We start from the raw sequence: 16,283 nt of genomic DNA, 5'->3' as shown, positions 1-16,283 counted from the left end.
GTTTACGGCGTCGGCAAGGCGGCTGCCGGCGTCGCTGGCGCCGTCACGGGCGCCAGCGGCTTGATCGCCACCAGGCGGCGCAGGATCTGCTGCACCAGGTCGGACTGCATGTCGCGGTACAGCAGCGCTTCTTCGGATTCCTTGGCCAGCACCTGCGATTCATCGAACGCGATATTGCGGCGCAGGGTGATCTCGGTCGGCGCCAGCAGCTGGCGGTTGTTGGCGTCGCGTACCTGGAACACCAGCGTGTAGCTCAGCGAGTATTCACGCACGCGACCCAGGCTGTTGAGCGACAGGATCGACTTGCCACGCGACTCGCTGATCACATCGAACAACGCCTCGGCCTTGGACGCATCCGACTCGATGCGCAGGTTGTCGCCCGCGCGCAGATTGCGCTTGAGCTCCGTGCCCAGCGGCGAGGCTTCGTTGAACGACAGCCAGATGCTCTGGAACGGCACGTTGTACTGGCCGTCGCTGCCGCGCAGCTTGAAGCCGCAGCCTGCCAGCATCGCCACCAGCAGGACGGCACCGAGGGCACGCGCGAGGTAGTTGTTGTTCGAAGTGTTCATCATCAGACCACGATATTGACAAGTTTACCCGGCACGACGATGACCTTCTTCGGCGTGCCTTCGATGAACTTCTGCACCGCTTCGCTGGCCAGGGCAGCCGCTTCGATGGTCGCCTTGTCGGCATCCTTTGCGACCTTGACCGAACCACGCAGCTTGCCGTTCACCTGGATCATCATGTCGATCTCGGATTGTTCGAGCGCCTGTGGATCGACTTCCGGCCATGGGGCGTTGAGCAGGTCGCCGTGCACGTCCGCAAAGCCAAGTTCCTGCCACAGTGCGTGCGTGATGTGCGGCGCGACCGGGTTCAGCAAACGCAGGAAGATCGAGAAGCCTTCGGCGATGATGGCGTTGGACGCTGCGCTGTCATCGAGCTTGCCCGATTCGAGCGTGTTGAGCATCTTCATGCACGCCGAGACCACCGTGTTGTACTGGATGCGTTTCAGGTCGTAATCGGCCTGCTGCAGGATCTTGTGCACTTCGCGGCGCAGGGTTTTCTGTGCGTCGGTGTGCGTGCCCTGCACTTCACCGGTCAGTGCGGCGGCAATGCGCGCGCGCTGCGCGTAGCCGAAGGCCCACACGCGGCGCAGGAAGCGGCTGGCGCCTTCGACGCCGCTGTTCGACCACTCGAGCGTCTGCTCCGGTGGCGACGCGAACATCGTAAACAGACGCGCGGTATCGGCGCCGTACTGCTCGATCTGCGCTTGCGGATCGATGCCGTTGTTTTTGGACTTCGACATCTTTTCGGTGCCGCCGATTTCCACCGGCTGGCCGTCGGCCTTCAGCACGGCGCTTTGCGGGCGGCCCTTGTCGTCGAAGGTCAGCTCGACATCGGCCGGGTTGAACCAGGTCTTCTTGGTCGATGCGTCTTCGCGGTAGTAGGTTTCGTTCAGCACCATGCCCTGCGTGAGCAGGTTCACGAACGGCTCGTCGAATTTGACCAGCCCGAAGTCGCGCATCACCTTGGTCCAGAAGCGCGCGTACAGCAGGTGCATGACGGCGTGTTCGATGCCGCCGATGTACTGGTCCATCGGCATCCAGTAATCGTTGCGCTCGTCGACCATCGCGTCGTTGGAACCCGGCGACGTATAGCGCATGTAGTACCACGACGAATCGATGAACGTGTCCATCGTGTCGGTCTCGCGGCGCGCAGGTTTACCGCAGGTCGGGCAGTCACACTTGAGGAACGCTTCATCCTTGTTCAGTGGATTGCCGGTACCGTCCGGGACCAGGTGCTCGGGCAGCACGACCGGCAGGTCGGCTTCGGGTACCGGCACGATGCCGCACTCGGCGCAGTGGATCATCGGGATCGGCGTGCCCCAGTAGCGCTGGCGCGAGATACCCCAGTCGCGCAGGCGGAACGTGACCTTCTTGGCGCCCAGATCCTGGCTCGCCAGTTCACCCGATACCGCGTTGACGGCCGAGGTGTAATCGAGGCCGTCGTACTTGCCCGAGTTGATCGTGCGGCCGTTGTCCTTGTCGCCGTACCACTCCTGCCAGGCGTCGAGCGAGAATTCCTGGCCTTCGACGGCCACGACCTGCTTGATCGGCAGATTGTATTTTTTGGCGAAGCCGAAATCGCGTTCGTCATGCGCCGGCACGCCCATCACGGCGCCATCGCCGTAGGTGATCAGGACGTAGTTGCCGACCCAGACCGGGATCTGTTCTTGCGTGACCGGATGGGTGACGAACAGGCCGGTCGGCATGCCCTTCTTTTCCATCGTCGCCATGTCGGCTTCGATGACGGAACCGAGCTTGCATTCGGCGATGAATTGCTGGAGCGCCGGGTTGTTCTTTGCCGCGTGCTGGGACAGCGCGTGCTCTGGCGCCACGGCGCAGAAGGTCACGCCCATGATCGTGTCGGCGCGCGTGGTGAACACGTACAGCTTGCCGTCGTCGATCGGTGTGCCGGTGTCATCCTGGATCGTGTGCGGGAATGCGAAGCGCACACCCGTCGACTTGCCGATCCAGTTGGCCTGCATCGTGCGCACGCGCTCGGGCCAGCCCGGCAGCTTGTTGTCGACATGGTCGAGCAGTTCGTCGGCGTATTCGGTGATGCGCACGTAGTACATCGGGATTTCGCGCTTTTCAATGAGCGCGCCCGAACGCCAGCCGCGGCCATCGACAACCTGCTCGTTGGCCAGCACGGTCTGGTCGACCGGGTCCCAGTTCACGGTACCGGTCTTCTGGTAGATGATGCCCTTTTCGAGCATCTTGAGGAACATCCACTGGTTCCACTTGTAGTAGTCCGGCTTGCAGGCGGTCATCTCGCGCGACCAGTCGATCGCCAGGCCCATCGACTCCATCTGGCCACGCATGTGGGCGATGTTCGAATAGGTCCATTCGGCCGGCGGCACGTTGTTGGCCATGGCCGCGTTTTCTGCCGGCATGCCGAACGCATCCCAGCCCATCGGCATCAGGACGTTGTAGCCGTTCATCCGCAGGTAGCGGTACATCACGTCATTGATCGTATAGTTGCGCACGTGGCCCATGTGCAGCTTGCCCGATGGGTAAGGCAGCATCGAGCAGGCGTAGTACTTGCCCTTCGGGAAACGCGGATCGTGTTCGACGGCTTTATAGGCGTCGATCGATTTCCAGTAGGCCTGGGCGGCCTGTTCGACTTCGGCTGGACTATATTTTTCTTGCATGATTTCTGCAGACGTAATGTGGGAGATGGAACCGGTCATTATAACCTGTTGATTTTGCACTACGGCGTGGCGTGGTGCAGGAAGGATGGTGCAATGAGACAGCGTCCGCTGAACGCTGCCCGGGTAATTCAGCGCAGCACGAGTTTCAGTGCCGGCGTCTCGCCGTAATCCTCATACCGCTCGTTGATGCCACCAATACAAAAGGCCAGCTCCTCGAACAGATCCGGCGCGGCGGCCTTCATGGCGGCAGCGTCGCGGATGACGATCTCGAGCACTTCGTCCGGCGCCAGCTGGAAGCTGGTCATGTTTTCGTCGTCGCGCAGGTAGCTCAGGCAATCCACCCAGGCGTCGATGCTGTTCGCGTACGATGCCGGGAAGCCGAAGGCGGCCCGGCTTTGCGCATGAAACGACGCCTCGTCGACGATCCCGGCGCCGTTCAGTTGTGCAACGGCCATATCAGGCGCTCAAGCCCAGCACGTCCTGCATGTCGTACAGGCCGTGGGATTTGTCTGCCAGGAAGCGTGCGGCGCGCAGCGCGCCGTGTGCGTAGGTCACGCGGCTGCTGGATTTGTGGCTGATCTCGATGCGCTCGCCCGTGCCCAGGAACATGACAGTGTGGTCGCCCACGACGTCGCCACCGCGCACGGTGGCAAAGCCGATCGTCGACGGATCGCGCTCGCCGGTCACGCCTTCACGCCCGTACACGGCGCATTCCTTGAGGTCGCGGCCGATGGCGTCGGCAATCACTTCGCCCATCTTGAGCGCGGTGCCCGATGGTGCATCGACCTTGTGCCGGTGGTGTGCTTCGACGATTTCGATGTCGTAGCCTTCGGCAAAACTTTTTGCCGCCATTTCGAGCAGCTTGAGCGTGACGTTGACGCCCACACTCATGTTCGGCGCGACCACCAGGCCGATTTTCTCGGCGGCGGCGGCGATCTGCGCCTTGCCGGCGTCATCGAAACCGGTGGTGCCGATCACCATCTGTTTGCCGTTGGCGGCGCAATACGCGAGGTGCGCGAGCGTGCCTTCGGGGCGGGTGAAGTCGATCAGCACGTCGGCGTTGTGCAGGCCGTGCTTGATGCTGTCTTCGATCATCACGCCAGTGAGGAAGCCCCCGAAGGCGCCGGCATCCTGGCCGATGAACGGCGAACCGGGCATGTCGAGGGCGCCGGCCAGGCGGGCGTCGGGTGCGTACTGGATGGCTTCGATCAGCATGCGGCCCATGCGGCCGCTGGCGCCGGCTACGGCAATATTCAACATCGTCATGGCAATCCTTACTGCTGGGTTGCCGGGGCGGTCACCGTGATCGGTGCGACCGGACGGCTTTCCGGCTTTTCTTTCTTGCTCGGCACCTTGGCGGGGCCGGCGATACGGTCGATGTAATCGCGCTCGCTTGGCAGGTTGCCGCCTTCGAAGCGCTCGACCACGTCATCCTTGAAGAACACCGTGACGCGGCTGGTGGTCAGTTCGCCATTGCCGCGGGCCAGGTAGAACGGGTAGTCCCAGCGGTCGGCATGGAAGGCATCGAGCAACAGAGGCGAACCGAGCAGGAAACGCACCTGGTCGCGCGTCTGGCCGGCTTTCAGCTGGTTCAGCATCTCTTGCGAGACGAAGTTGCCTTGCTGAATATCCGGGCGGTAAGGCGAGAAGATCCACAGGAACTTTTGCAGGCGCGAAGCCTGCACGGTCTGCGCGCCGGCATTGGCGATGGCGGCCGATTTGTCGGCGTCGGCCGCGGTGGCCGCCGAGTCCGTTGCCACCGGTGGCGCCGGACGGGTCTGGTTGCGCCAGGACGCGCAGCCGGACAGCGTCAGCGTGCAGACGAGACCTGCCGCCAGCACCGCCTTGGCGGAAAATCGATGGGATACGGCTTGTTTGACGCGCATAGGTAACCTCAAATCGTTCGAGCGGGAGCTTTCAAAACGCTATATCATAAAGCACTCCGCCAATATGCGAGTAACAAACATGAGTAACAATCCGACCGACCTGAAGGCAAGCGGCCTGAAGGCCACGCTCCCGCGCCTGAAAATCCTGGAAATCTTCCAGAACAGCGCCGTGCGTCACCTGACTGCCGAAGATGTCTACAAGATCCTGTTGGCTGAAAACATGGACGTCGGCCTGGCTACCGTCTACCGCGTCCTGACGCAATTTGAGCAGGCCGGCCTGCTCAACCGCAACCACTTCGAAACCGGCAAGGCCATCTACGAACTCAACGCCGGCTCGCACCACGATCACCTCGTCTGCGTCACCTGCGGCCGGGTTGAAGAATTCTACGACGACGAAATCGAGCAGCGCCAGAAGATGATTGCCGAAACCCACGGCTACACGATCGTTGACCACGCGCTGGCGATCTATGGCAGCTGCCCGCAGTGCCAGGCGGCGCGTAAAGCAAGCTGACCATCAGCTGCCCGCAGGGCTGGCCAACAAAAAAGGGCGCACCGGAATTTCCTGTGCGCCCTTTTTGCATCTGGTAAGAGTAAAAAACTGTTAAGGCTGGCTCAGTGCGTTCGACAGCAGCTTGGCGGTGATGTCCACGATCGGAATCACCCGCTCGTACGCCATCCTCGTGGGACCGATGACGCCGAGCGTGCCGACGATACGGCCATCGACGGCGTACGGCGCAGTGACCACGCTCATCTCGTCCATCGGCACCAGATTCGATTCGCCGCCAATGAAGATCTGCACGCCCCCGGCCTTGCTCGACATGTCGAGCAATTGCATCAGGCCCGTCTTTTGCTCGAACATCTCGAACATCTGGCGCAGCGAACTCATATTCGACGACAGGTCGGTTACCGACAGCAGGTTGCGCTCACCGGAAATGACCACGTCGTCGCTCTCGGCCATCGCCTCGCTGCCGGCCTCGACCGCGGCATGCATCAGGCGTCCCATATCGTCGCTCAGCTGGCGCAGTTCGCCACTAAGGCGCTGGCGCACGCCGTCGAATGACTGGCCGGCAAAATTCTGGTTCAGGTAATTCGCCGACTGCGACAATTGCGTCGGCGTGTAGTCGACATCGGTCAGCAGCAGGCGGTTTTGCACATCGCCACGGGGATCAACGATCACGAGCAGGATGCGCTTTTCGGACAGGCGCAAGAATTCGATCTGCTGGAACACCGATTCGCGGCGCGGGCTTTGCACCACACCGGCAAACTGCGACAGAGACGAGAGCATCTGGGCCGCGTTGGCGATCAGCTTTTGCGGATGCTGCAGCGGCAGGCGCATGCGCTCGGCACCGACCGTCGTTTCATCGAGCTGCTTGACGGTCAACAGGGTATCGACAAACACGCGGTAGCCGCGCGGCGTTGGGATCCGACCGGCCGAGGTGTGGGGACTGGCGACGAACCCCATGTCCTCGAGGTCGGCCATGATGTTGCGGATCGTCGCGGGCGACAATTCCAGGCCCGACAGCTTGGACAGCGCGCGCGAGCCGACCGGCTGGCCGTCGGCAATATAGCGTTCGACAAGCGCTTTGAGCAGGGTTTGGGCACGGTGATCGAGTTGCATGGTTCCGGGAAGCGTCTTTTTCTGTGGTGCTGGGATGAGAATCAAATTGGGGCGCGGCACGGCAGCGCAAGGCCTGCAGTCCGTCCCAGTGTTATACGCGCATCCGCGCAGATCCGTGTGGCAACTCGTGCGGTGGCTCCTGTGGCGGCTCGTGCCCGGCATCGAGCCAGTCGAGCAGCGCATCGATGCTGTTCACCTCGACATCGGGCCGTACCTGGTCGGCCAGCTCGTTGATCTTGCCGCTACGGTTCATCCAGGCGGCGCGCAGGCCTGCCTGCTGGGCGCCCTGGACGTCGAGCAGCAAATCATCACCCACATACAGGGTGTCGGCCGGTAGCACCCCGAGTGCGGCGCAGCCGGCCAGGAAAATCCCCGGATCGGGCTTGGCCGCGCCAAAGTCGCGCGCCGCCACCGATGCCTGGAACTGGTCGGCCAGGCCGATCGTGGCCAGGTCGGCCACGCCGTTTGTGACCGAGCCCAGCAGCGCGCGCTGCCGGAGCCGCGCGAGGCCCGGTGCCACATCGTCATACAGCGTTACGGCATTGCGCGCAGCGACAAAGATGACCATGGCCTCGTCCACCCGGGCAACGTCCTCCCCTGCCTGCTCGAACGCGGCGATCAGGCCGGCGTGGCGCAGTGCGCTCAGGTCGATCCCATACTGGGGCTCGCGGGCCAGCAGTTCCAGGCGCGCCTGCCGCAGACTGTCGATCGTGAACCGCTCGGCCACGCGCGGCGCATGCTGCTGTAGCCATGTATACAGAACGGTTTCGGCAGCCCGGATCACGGGCACGATCGGCCACAGGGTATCGTCGAGGTCGAACAGTACGGCTTTGGGCCAGGGATGGCGGGTCATCGGCTTCCAGAGAACAGGCATGAAAAAACGCTACGCCAGCATAGCGATGCATACGCCCAAAAGCAAACCGCACGGCTTGCGCGTTGCTTATATGACATTGTGCTTACAACCTGATACACATGGAAATGGGACGCAAATGGACCGGTTGCCTAATAAATGAACTAAAATGTTGAGCGATTTTTTGATTCCAACCGCGCAGCCTGCGCTTTCCCGCTAGATTATTTGGAGAATATATGAAGAGTTCCTACCTGCGCGCAAGCGCAGCGCTGGCATGCGCGGTCGTGTTGACTGCTTGCGGTGGTGACGATGGCCAACTGCTGCTGAGTGGCACGATTTCCGGCGTCACCAAGCCGGGCATGATTTTGACCAATAACGGCGGCTCTGACTTTGAAGTCCCGGTGCCGGCGAACGGCACGGGCTTGACGCGGTTCATTTTCCCAAACCGGATTTCGTCCGACGACAAGTATGACGTGCGGGTCAAGAGCACCCCGACGAACGTCCAGGAGTGCAAGTTGTTCCAGAACACGGGCCGCGCTGGCTTCGATGTCACGACCATCGAGATCGTCTGCACCTTCAAGACCCAGGCCTTGGGCGGCACCGTGAGCAACCTCAAGAATGACCTGATTCTGGTCAACGGTTCGGACCGCGTCATCGTTCCGGCCGGCGCGACCGCGTTCACCATGGCCCGCGTGGCACAAGACGCACCGTATGGCGTCTCGATCCTCGCGAACCCTGCCGGCCAGAGCTGCACCGTCGCCAATGGCGTCGGCACCATGGGCCCGGCCGATGTGAACAACGTGACCGTCACGTGCGCACCTTAATTTTTTCTGGAGTCAAACGCATGAAGTCTTCCCTGATCCGCCCGGCGCTTGCGCTGGCACTGGCTGCAAGCCTGGCCGCCTGTGGCGGCAGCGACAAAGCCGAGTTCACCGTTGCCGGTTCGGTGACCGGCCTCGTTTATGATGGCCTGGTCCTGACCAATGCCGGCGTGCCATTGAAGGTTACACCGCCAACCGCGGCCGGCGCAGCGGTGCGCTTTGCCTTCCCCGACAAGCTGGAATACGGCGATACCTATGCCGTCACCGTCGCCACGCCGCCAGCGCACCAGAACTGCGAGCCGGGCGTTCCGGCAGGCGGCATTTATGCCAACAACGCCGACACGGCGGGCCGTCTGGTGACCATTGACATTGCCATTGTTTGCCGGATCAACACGCGTTCCATCGGTGGCACGATCACGGGCCTGACCGGCGCCGGCCTGGTACTGGCCAACGGCAGTACTGGGGGCTCCTACTCGGCCGCGACGCCGGAAACGCCGCCATCCACGACCCCGATCACCTATGCGCTGCCTGAAGTGCCATTCAACACGACCTATGGCGTCACGGTCAGCAAGCAGCCAGCCGGCCAGATCTGCACGGTCGCAAACCCGACCGGTACGATGGGGGACGTCGCGATCACCAACATCAACGTGACCTGCGTCGCTGCCTAGTCCTGGAGAGTTATACGTAATTCTTATGTCGAGTATGCGAAAGGAAAATTGGACTTATATGCTGTAACGCAGCATACTGATCCTGTCTCCTCCAACTCTCCTCAGAAAAGAATTGGATTTCGGCCCGCTCTTGTAGCGGGCCTTTTTTTTGGCTGTTGCTAGCTGCCTCACAATGAAAACTGTGATCGAATTTGCAATCGTAGGGTGGACGGCTTGCCGTCCGCGCGTTCAACCTAACATGGCATCACCCCGTTGCGAAATTGGTTTGAACGCGTGGGCGGGAAACCCGCCCACCCTACGGCTGATCGTGCATCCATAAAAAAAGCGCCCCGGAAGGCGCTTTGATCGGTGAAAGGCGGGCATGATGCCCGCAGCAACTAGGTCTGGCTTGGCAGATTGGCCAGCGCCACATACTGCGCCAGGCTCACGGCTTCGGGCCGTACGCTCGGGTCGATGCCCGCTTCCACCAGCTGCGCCTCGGTGAACATCCCCGCCACGCAATTGCGAATCACCTTGCGCCGCTGCGAGAAGGCCTTGGCCACCACGGCTTCAAGGCGTTTAGCGTCGCACGGCAGTTGCTGCTTGACCGGCACCATGCGCACGATGGCCGATTCGACCTGCGGTGGCGGATCGAACGCGGTCGGCGGCACGATGAACATCAGCGACATATCGTAGCGCCATTGCAGCATCACCGACAGGCGACCGTAAGTTTTGCTGCCCGGCTCGGCCACCATGCGCTCGACCACTTCCTTTTGCAGCATGAAGTGCTGGTCTTCGATCAGGTGCGCAAAGTCCGCCAGGTGAAACAGCAGCGGGCTGGAAATGTTGTATGGCAGATTGCCCACCACGCGCAGCTTCTGTCCCTCGGCCACCGGAATCGCGCCAAAGTCGAACTTCAGGGCGTCACCCGAATGCACGGTCAGACGTTCGCGCGGATAGGCTTTTTCCAGGCGCGTGACCAGATCACGGTCAAGCTCGACGACGTGCATGTGGTCGAGCTGCTTGAGCAGTAGCGCCGTCATCGCGGCCAGGCCCGGTCCGATTTCGACCATGGTTTCGCCCTGGCGCGGCGCGATGGCGTCGATGATGTCGGAGAGGACCTGCTTGTCGGTCAGGAAGTTCTGGCCGAAGCGCTTGCGTGCTACGTGTTTCATGAATGCTTTCTTAAATATTTGATGCGCGGGCCGCGCGCTGCGCCAGCACCATGTGCATGGCCGCGCCGATCGCTTCGATCATGCTGCCGCAATCGGCGAGGCCAAGGCCCTGCGCGGCCAGGTCGAGCGCGGTGCCATGGTCGACCGAGGTGCGGATCAGCGGCAGGCCGAGCGTGACATTGATGCCGCGCCCGAAGGTCGCGTGCTTGAGCACCGGCAGACCCTGGTCGTGGTACATCGCCAGCACGCAATCGGCGTCTTTCAGGTACTTCGGCTGGAACAGCGTGTCGGCCGGATACGGGCCGCGCGCGTCGATGCCACGCGCACGCGCTGCCTCGAGCACTGGCGTGATGACGTCGATTTCCTCACGGCCCAGGTAACCGTTTTCGCCCGCGTGCGGGTTCAGGCCGGTGACCAGGATGACGGGCGCGGCGATGCCGAACTTGGTGGTCAGATCGGCGTGCAGGATGTCGAGCACCTGGGTCAGGTTCTCGCGCGTGAGTGCGCCCGGAACATCCTTCAGCGGCAGATGGGTCGTGGCGAGCGCAACGCGCAGGTACGGTTGATCCCCGCCTGGCGCGCCGGCCAGCATCATCACCACTTTAGGCGTGCCGGTTTTCTCGGCCAGGTATTCGGTGTGGCCGGAGAACGCGACACCGGCATCGTTGATCGTGCTTTTCTGCAGTGGCGCGGTGACGATGCCGTCGAACCAGCCCCGCTCGCAGCCTTCGATGGCCAGGTCGAGCGTGGCCAGCACGGCGCGGCCATTTTCGGGGTCGAGCCGACCCGGCACCACGTGGGCGTCGAGCGGCACGTCGATGACGGCCAGCCGCGCGGGGCCGAAGTGCGGCAGGCCGCCGTTGCGCAGCGCCTGGGTCGACAGGGCGGCCAGGCGGATGGCAGGGTCGATCAGGCTGGCCGTGAGCGCCAGGAAGGCGGCGTCGCCCACCAGCACGCAGTTGGTCTCATCGCGCATGGCCCAGGCGGCGCGGATCGCGATCTCGGGGCCGATGCCGGCCGGCTCGCCGACCGTGATCGCCAGAATTGGGCGAACTGCGGGCCGATGTTGCGCCAGCGGGCGCACAGGCGCCTGCGGCGCGACCATTACTTACTGCTCCTCGCGGAATTCGACGTAGGCGCGGTCGCGCACCTGGCGCATCCAGTCTTCCATCGCTTCCTGCATCTTGCGGTCACGCAGGACCTGGCGCGCCACGTTGCGCTCTTTCTGCTGCGTCACGTCTTCGCTCTTGCGCTCGACGACCTGGATCAGGTGGAAGCCGAACGGCGACTGCACGATGTCGGACGTATCGCCCGGCTTCAGGGCATTCATCGCGGTCTCGAATTCCGGCACGGTGTCGCCCGGATACAGCCAGCCCAGATCGCCGCCCTTGCTGGCCGAACCATCCTGCGAGTACTGGCGCGCCAGATCTTCGAAGGTGCCGGCGTTATTGGCCATCTTCTCCTTGATTTCGAGCAGCTTGCGCTTGACCTCAGCCTCGGTCATGGTCGGCGTGACCTTGAGCAGGATGTGGCGTGCGCGGGTCTGCTCGACGACGGCCTTGTCGGTCTCGCTGGCCAGCGAACGCTTGCCGGCCAGTTTCAGGATGTGAAAGCCGACGTTGGTCTTGAGGATCGGCGTGACCTGGCCGGCTTCCAGCTTGCGCAGCTCGGTCGAGAAATTCGGTGGCAGACGGTCGGCATCGCGCCAGCCGATGTCGCCGCCCTTGAGCGCGTCCGGCGCATCGGAATAGGTTGAGGCCATGCGCGCGAAGTCGGCGCCGGTGCGCAGCTGGCGCATCACTTCTTCGGCGCGCGCGGCGCGGGCAGCGATCTGCTCGGGCGACGCGTTTTCGGGCACGCGCACCAGGATCTGGGCGATGTTGACTTCGATGCGGTCGGCGGCGGCGGCCTTGGCGGCAGCCATATAGGTGTCGATCTCGGCTTCCGAGACTTGCACCTTGCTGTCGACTTCGTGCTCGCGCAGGCGCTGCATCATGATTTCGTTGCGGATGTCTTCGCGGAAGCGCGAGAAGGGCATGCCTTCTTTTTCCATCTGGTTACGCATGTCCTGCACCGACAGCTTCTGGTTCTCGGCAATGCGGCCGATCGTGGCGTCCAGCGTGCGGTCGTCGACCTTGACGCCCATCTCCTTGGCCAGTTGCAGCTGGGCGCGCTCGACGATCATCGCCTCGAGCACCTGGCGTTCCATCGTGGCGGTGTCGGGCATCTGGGCGTTACGCGCCTTCATGTTTGCCGTCACCTGGACCATGCGGCCAGCCACTTCATTGCGCGTGATGACTTCATCGTTGACGACGACCTGGATCGAGTCGACCACCTTGGCGTTGGCCGAGGCAGGCGGCAGGAAACCCGAGCTGGCGGCCGGCGCTCCGGCGGCCGGCGTGGCAGCGGCTGGCGTCGTGGCGGCCGGCTTACCGGCGGCCGGCGCCGCGGCCTGGGCCAGGACCTGGCCTGCGCTCATCGCGCACAGCAGCGCGGCTGCCAACTGGAGAGACTGCAAACGGGTAGTACGCATCATCTGGAAAGCACTCATTTGAGGATTGTTCACGTCAGGTTGGACGACGAAGTATGGACACCGAGTCTGAAATTTGACTTAGGGCCGGCCGAGGCCAGCGTTCAGTCGCGTATAACCCGGGACGCTCTTGTTAAACGACTCGAGCGGATTGCCCAGGCCCAGGCGCGACAAGCCATTGAGCTCGAGCTGGAAGAAGATCGGCGTCGACGTCGTCTGGGCCGCCGTCACGAAACGCTGCGCGCCCATCCGGAACACCCAGCAATCGGCCTGGTATTCGAGACCGATCAGGCTCTCGATCAGCTTGCTGCCGGTGGACGGATTGACGGCCTGCCCCACGCCATACGAGCGCAGCGCGTAGCTGACACGCCCGACGCCATACCAGCGTCGCGAGATCGGATACTGCGCCGACAGGTCGACATTGCGGAAGCTGTCACGCTGATAACGATACTCGGCATTCACGGCCTTCATCTTCCCCGGACGCCACTGCACGCTCACGTTCGAGCTGTACAGACTGCTTCCGGCCGCATCGTATTGTACGCCGCTATCGAAGGTCCAGGACTCGGAAATGGTGCCGCCGGCGGCCAGCAGCAGGTCGTACCGGCTTTGCTGCGCCGCTTCGCCCGCGATGCGCACGCGCGGCTCTTCGAAGTACAGGCGCTGGCCGATGGCCAGGCGCAGGCGCTCGGCGCCGTCTTCCTGGATGAAGCGCGACACCAGTGCCGCCGTCAGCTGGTTGGCGTCGGACACGCGGTCCAGGCCAACATAGCGGTTCTCGGAAAACAGCTGGGCGTAATTGAAACCCGAGCGGCCCGTATCGAACAGCGGGACATCGTCCTGGTTCTCGTACGGCGTGTAGACATAGAACAGGCGCGGCTCGAGCGTCTGCGTGGTGGACTTGCCAAACAGCGAAGCATCGCGTTCGAACACCATGCCGCTGTCGAGTGACACCGTTGGAATCGAGCGCGTCAGCTTGGTCGGCTTGCCCGGGCGCGTCGCGTGATCGTCCAGATCGTACTGGGCCGCGTTGTACATCAGCTTGGGCGTGACGAACCAGCCCGGGCGCACGATCGGATAGCTGACCTGGCCCTGGACCACGGCGCGCGAGCCACCCACGTCCGTGGGGTGGGCGAAGCGGGTCGCCTCGGCGTCGACCGCCCAGTCGAAGCCCGCCACGTCGTAGCGCGCTGAACGGAAGTTAATCTGCGGCAGGCGGTCATACGGCCGCGGCACCGTCAGGCTTTGATTGGTGGCGGCCGCCGGGTCCTGCAGCACCTGGTAATTCTGGGCGCGCGCGGACAGGCTCCAGTACTGGCCCGAGTAATCGGTGCGCAGTTCGCGCAGCAGCTGGCGCTCGGCGCTGGCGGCAACGGTGCGCGAAAAGTCGGACGGGTATTCATCGTCCGATGCGCCATGCAGGTTCCAGCCATACGACCAGTTCGGTTTGATCGCGCCGTTGTGCAGCGAGTCGGCGCGCCAGCGCGTGGTGCCCGTCTGGCGGTCGTCCGGCAGCACTTCGACGTGGGTTTCACCGTTGTAGGTGCTGCCCAGGTAACGCCCGGTGGCACCCAGCTGGAAACCACGGTCGAACATCATGCGCGGGTACAGCGTCAGGTCGCGGTTCGGTGCGATGTTGACGTAGTACGGCACCATGACTTCGGCCTTGCCCTGCGAGCCGAAACCGACGGTTGGCGGCAGCCAGCCCGAACGGCGCTGACCGGACAGCGAGAACGACATCGCAGGCGTGCCCAGGATCGGCACGTCCTTGAAATAGATGACGGTCTTGCCGGCAGTGCCGACATCGCGGCCCTTGTCCAGGCGCAGCGTGCTCGACTTCAGGTACCAGTCGGGATCCGGTCCTTCGCAGGTGCTGTAGGTACCGTCGCGCACGACGGCCTGCTGCTCACCCAAAAAGTCGATCCGGCTCGCCTGGCCCTGGGCATTGTTCGCTGCCATGAAATACGTCGGGTTGAGCAGGTAGCCCTTGCCCGTTTCGAGGTTCAGCTGCAGCTCGTCGCCCTTGTAGCGATCGCCAAAGCGCCACATGTCGACGTTGCCGGTGGCCGTGACCTGGTCTTCGACGATCAGGTAGCAGGCCGTGTCGGCGGTCATGCCGGTCTGGCCGCGCGTGATCTCGACGTTACGGGAGAGGTCGAGCCGGCGGTCGGGCCGGCCGGCGATATCCTCGGCCTTGACGGTGACGGGAAGCTCGTCCTCGGCCTGGGCCGTTGGTGCAGGGGCGGTGACGTTGACGGTGGCGGGCGTCTGCGCGAACGCAGGCATCGCAGTGACCGAAGCCATTGCATACAGTGCGAGCACGTGTCGTGGTGGGAATGGTTGGGCCGAGGACCAGCTCATGGAAAATCGCAGCTCATGGAGAATCGACGTGCGCCATAAAGGGCGGTTTTTTTGGGATGAATCCCTTATTATAGGGGAATTAGTTCAACCAACCGGATTCATCAGGCCGCTTCATGTCATCTTTGTCTCAAAACCTTTCCGCCTCCGCCGACGCAGTGCCAGATACCCGGCTGTCGCAACTGAACGAATGGCTGGCCACGACCGGCCTGGTCGACGTCGCGTCCGGCCGCCGCGCCTCCGTCGACGCCAGTTTCCGGCGCTACTTCCGCTACGACGTCGTGGCCGACATGCAGGCCAAGCTGGGCGCAACGCTGGTCGCGATGGATGCCCCGCCCGAGCGTGAGAACGTGCCGGCTTTCATCCATGTGCAGGGCTTGCTGCTCGAGGCAGGCGTCAGTGTGCCGGCGATCGCCGCGCGCAATGTCGAACAGGGCTTCCTGCTGTTGTCCGATTTGGGCAACACCACCTACCTGTCGCGCCTGTCCATCGACAATGCCGCCTTCATGTATTCGGACGCCGTCGACGCGCTGCTCAAGTTCCAGATGGCCAGCCAGCCGGACGTGCTGCCCGAGTTCGACCGCGCTTTCGTCATGCGCGAACTGGGCATCTTCCCCGAGTGGTACCTGGGCAAGCACCTGGGCGTGACGCTCGACGACAAGCAGCAGGCGCAGCTCGACAAAGTATTCGAAGCGATTGCCGCCAACGTGCTGGCGCAGCAGCAGGTGTTCATGCACCGCGATTTCCATTCGCGCAACCTGATGTTCCTCGACCAGCACAACCCGGGCGTGATCGACTTCCAGGACGCCGTGTATGGCCCGGTGACGTACGACCTGGCGTCGCTCCTGCGCGACGCTTACATCCAGTGGGACGAAGACATGGTGCTCGACTGGGTGGTGCGCTACTGGCAAAGCGCCAAAAGCGTCGGCCTGCCGGTCAATCCGGACATCGACGCGTTCTACCGCGACTTCGAATACATGGCCCTGCAGCGCCACCTGAAAATCCTCGGCATCTTCTGCCGCCTGAACTACCGCGACAACAAGGCCCACTACATGGGCGACCTGCCGACGGTGCTCGACTACGTGCGCAAGACCGCCAACCGCTACAACGAACTCAAGCCGCTGCTGCGCCTGCTCGACGCAATCGACGACAAGCCGCAACAGTTCGGCTACACCTTCTAAGGCAAC

At 63.0% G+C, this 16,283-nt stretch carries 16 protein-coding genes; 5 read left to right on the top strand and 11 right to left on the bottom strand.

The genetic code is table 11. The annotated features are described in order from the left end of the window. Nucleotides 1-2: 2 nt before the first annotated feature. From HD842_RS17540 to HD842_RS17520, 5 genes are all read right to left on the bottom strand, one after another. Nucleotides 3-572: an LPS-assembly lipoprotein LptE gene (locus HD842_RS17540; RefSeq protein ID WP_370660848.1), complete on the bottom strand. Its 570-nt coding sequence runs from the start codon at nt 570-572 to the stop codon at nt 3-5. After that, nucleotides 572-3,214, bottom strand: coding sequence for a leucine--tRNA ligase (gene leuS / locus HD842_RS17535; protein ID WP_183556047.1), 2,643 nt, complete (start codon nt 3,212-3,214; stop codon nt 572-574). The genes HD842_RS17540 and leuS overlap by 1 nt, the downstream gene beginning before the upstream one ends. A 128-nt stretch (nt 3,215-3,342) precedes the next feature. After that, entirely contained in the window at nt 3,343-3,669 is a 327-nt protein-coding gene (locus HD842_RS17530; protein WP_183556046.1) for a barstar family protein, read from the bottom strand. 1 nt (nt 3,670) lies between these two features. Then, nucleotides 3,671-4,480: a 4-hydroxy-tetrahydrodipicolinate reductase gene (dapB, locus tag HD842_RS17525; RefSeq protein WP_183556045.1), complete on the bottom strand. Its 810-nt coding sequence runs from the start codon at nt 4,478-4,480 to the stop codon at nt 3,671-3,673. A gap of 8 nt (nt 4,481-4,488) precedes the next feature. Further along, on the bottom strand, nt 4,489-5,100 hold the full coding sequence (locus tag HD842_RS17520; protein WP_229424818.1) for an outer membrane protein assembly factor BamE: 612 nt from the start codon (nt 5,098-5,100) through the stop codon (nt 4,489-4,491). Between the two features lie 79 nt (nt 5,101-5,179). Here HD842_RS17520 and fur point away from each other — a divergent pair, with 79 nt between their 5' ends. Next, complete coding sequence (gene fur, locus HD842_RS17515; RefSeq protein WP_183556044.1) at nt 5,180-5,611, top strand: ferric iron uptake transcriptional regulator; 432 nt, start codon at nt 5,180-5,182, stop codon at nt 5,609-5,611. 90 nt (nt 5,612-5,701) lie between these two features. Here the strand turns inward: fur and hrcA are convergent, their stop codons facing one another. Together hrcA and HD842_RS17505 are read right to left on the bottom strand one after the other, a co-directional pair. Next, nucleotides 5,702-6,718: a heat-inducible transcriptional repressor HrcA gene (hrcA, locus tag HD842_RS17510; protein WP_183556043.1), complete on the bottom strand. Its 1,017-nt coding sequence runs from the start codon at nt 6,716-6,718 to the stop codon at nt 5,702-5,704. 91 nt (nt 6,719-6,809) lie between these two features. Continuing rightward, nucleotides 6,810-7,571 carry an HAD family hydrolase gene (locus tag HD842_RS17505; RefSeq protein ID WP_183556042.1) on the bottom strand — a complete coding sequence of 254 codons (762 nt, stop codon included), beginning with the start codon at nt 7,569-7,571 and terminating at the stop codon, nt 6,810-6,812. A 19-nt stretch (nt 7,572-7,590) separates the two neighbouring features. Here HD842_RS17505 and HD842_RS17500 point away from each other — a divergent pair, with 19 nt between their 5' ends. From HD842_RS17500 to HD842_RS17490, 3 genes are all read left to right on the top strand, one after another. Beyond that, nucleotides 7,591-7,731: a hypothetical protein gene (locus HD842_RS17500; RefSeq protein WP_183556041.1), complete on the top strand. Its 141-nt coding sequence runs from the start codon at nt 7,591-7,593 to the stop codon at nt 7,729-7,731. Between the two features lie 73 nt (nt 7,732-7,804). Next, the gene (locus tag HD842_RS17495) at nt 7,805-8,392 is read left to right on the top strand and encodes a hypothetical protein (RefSeq protein ID WP_183556040.1); all 588 of its coding nucleotides are present in this window, start codon (nt 7,805-7,807) and stop codon (nt 8,390-8,392) included. A 20-nt stretch (nt 8,393-8,412) separates the two neighbouring features. After that, nucleotides 8,413-9,057, top strand: a complete 645-nt coding sequence (locus HD842_RS17490; RefSeq protein ID WP_183556039.1) for a hypothetical protein — start codon at nt 8,413-8,415, stop codon at nt 9,055-9,057. 377 nt (nt 9,058-9,434) lie between these two features. Here HD842_RS17490 and rsmA read toward each other — a convergent pair whose 3' ends face one another. The 4 genes from rsmA to HD842_RS17470 all read right to left on the bottom strand — a co-directional run bounded on the left by rsmA (nt 9,435) and on the right by HD842_RS17470 (nt 15,099). After that, the gene (rsmA, locus tag HD842_RS17485) at nt 9,435-10,211 is read right to left on the bottom strand and encodes a 16S rRNA (adenine(1518)-N(6)/adenine(1519)-N(6))-dimethyltransferase RsmA (protein WP_183556038.1); all 777 of its coding nucleotides are present in this window, start codon (nt 10,209-10,211) and stop codon (nt 9,435-9,437) included. Nucleotides 10,212-10,221: 10 nt separating this feature from the next. Continuing rightward, nucleotides 10,222-11,316, bottom strand: a complete 1,095-nt coding sequence (pdxA, locus tag HD842_RS17480) for a 4-hydroxythreonine-4-phosphate dehydrogenase PdxA (RefSeq protein ID WP_183556037.1) — start codon at nt 11,314-11,316, stop codon at nt 10,222-10,224. A 3-nt stretch (nt 11,317-11,319) separates the two neighbouring features. Beyond that, nucleotides 11,320-12,747, bottom strand: coding sequence for a peptidylprolyl isomerase (locus HD842_RS17475; protein ID WP_183556036.1), 1,428 nt, complete (start codon nt 12,745-12,747; stop codon nt 11,320-11,322). Nucleotides 12,748-12,822: 75 nt separating this feature from the next. Further along, nucleotides 12,823-15,099: an LPS-assembly protein LptD gene (locus HD842_RS17470; protein ID WP_183556035.1), complete on the bottom strand. Its 2,277-nt coding sequence runs from the start codon at nt 15,097-15,099 to the stop codon at nt 12,823-12,825. A gap of 113 nt (nt 15,100-15,212) precedes the next feature. On the opposite strand from HD842_RS17470, the gene HD842_RS17465 reads away from it, so the two are divergent. Next, nucleotides 15,213-16,277 (top strand): aminoglycoside phosphotransferase family protein, encoded by a 1,065-nt coding sequence (locus HD842_RS17465; RefSeq protein WP_183556034.1) that lies wholly within the window; start codon nt 15,213-15,215, stop codon nt 16,275-16,277. The last annotated feature ends 6 nt before the right edge of the window (nt 16,278-16,283 follow it).

The sequence above is a fragment of the Massilia aurea genome (genome assembly GCF_014200505.1).
In the GTDB taxonomy this organism is placed as follows: domain Bacteria; phylum Pseudomonadota; class Gammaproteobacteria; order Burkholderiales; family Burkholderiaceae_D; genus Telluria; species Telluria aurea_B.
The sequence above is the reverse complement of the archived record's forward strand: the minus strand, read 5'-3'. Positions and strand labels throughout refer to the sequence as shown.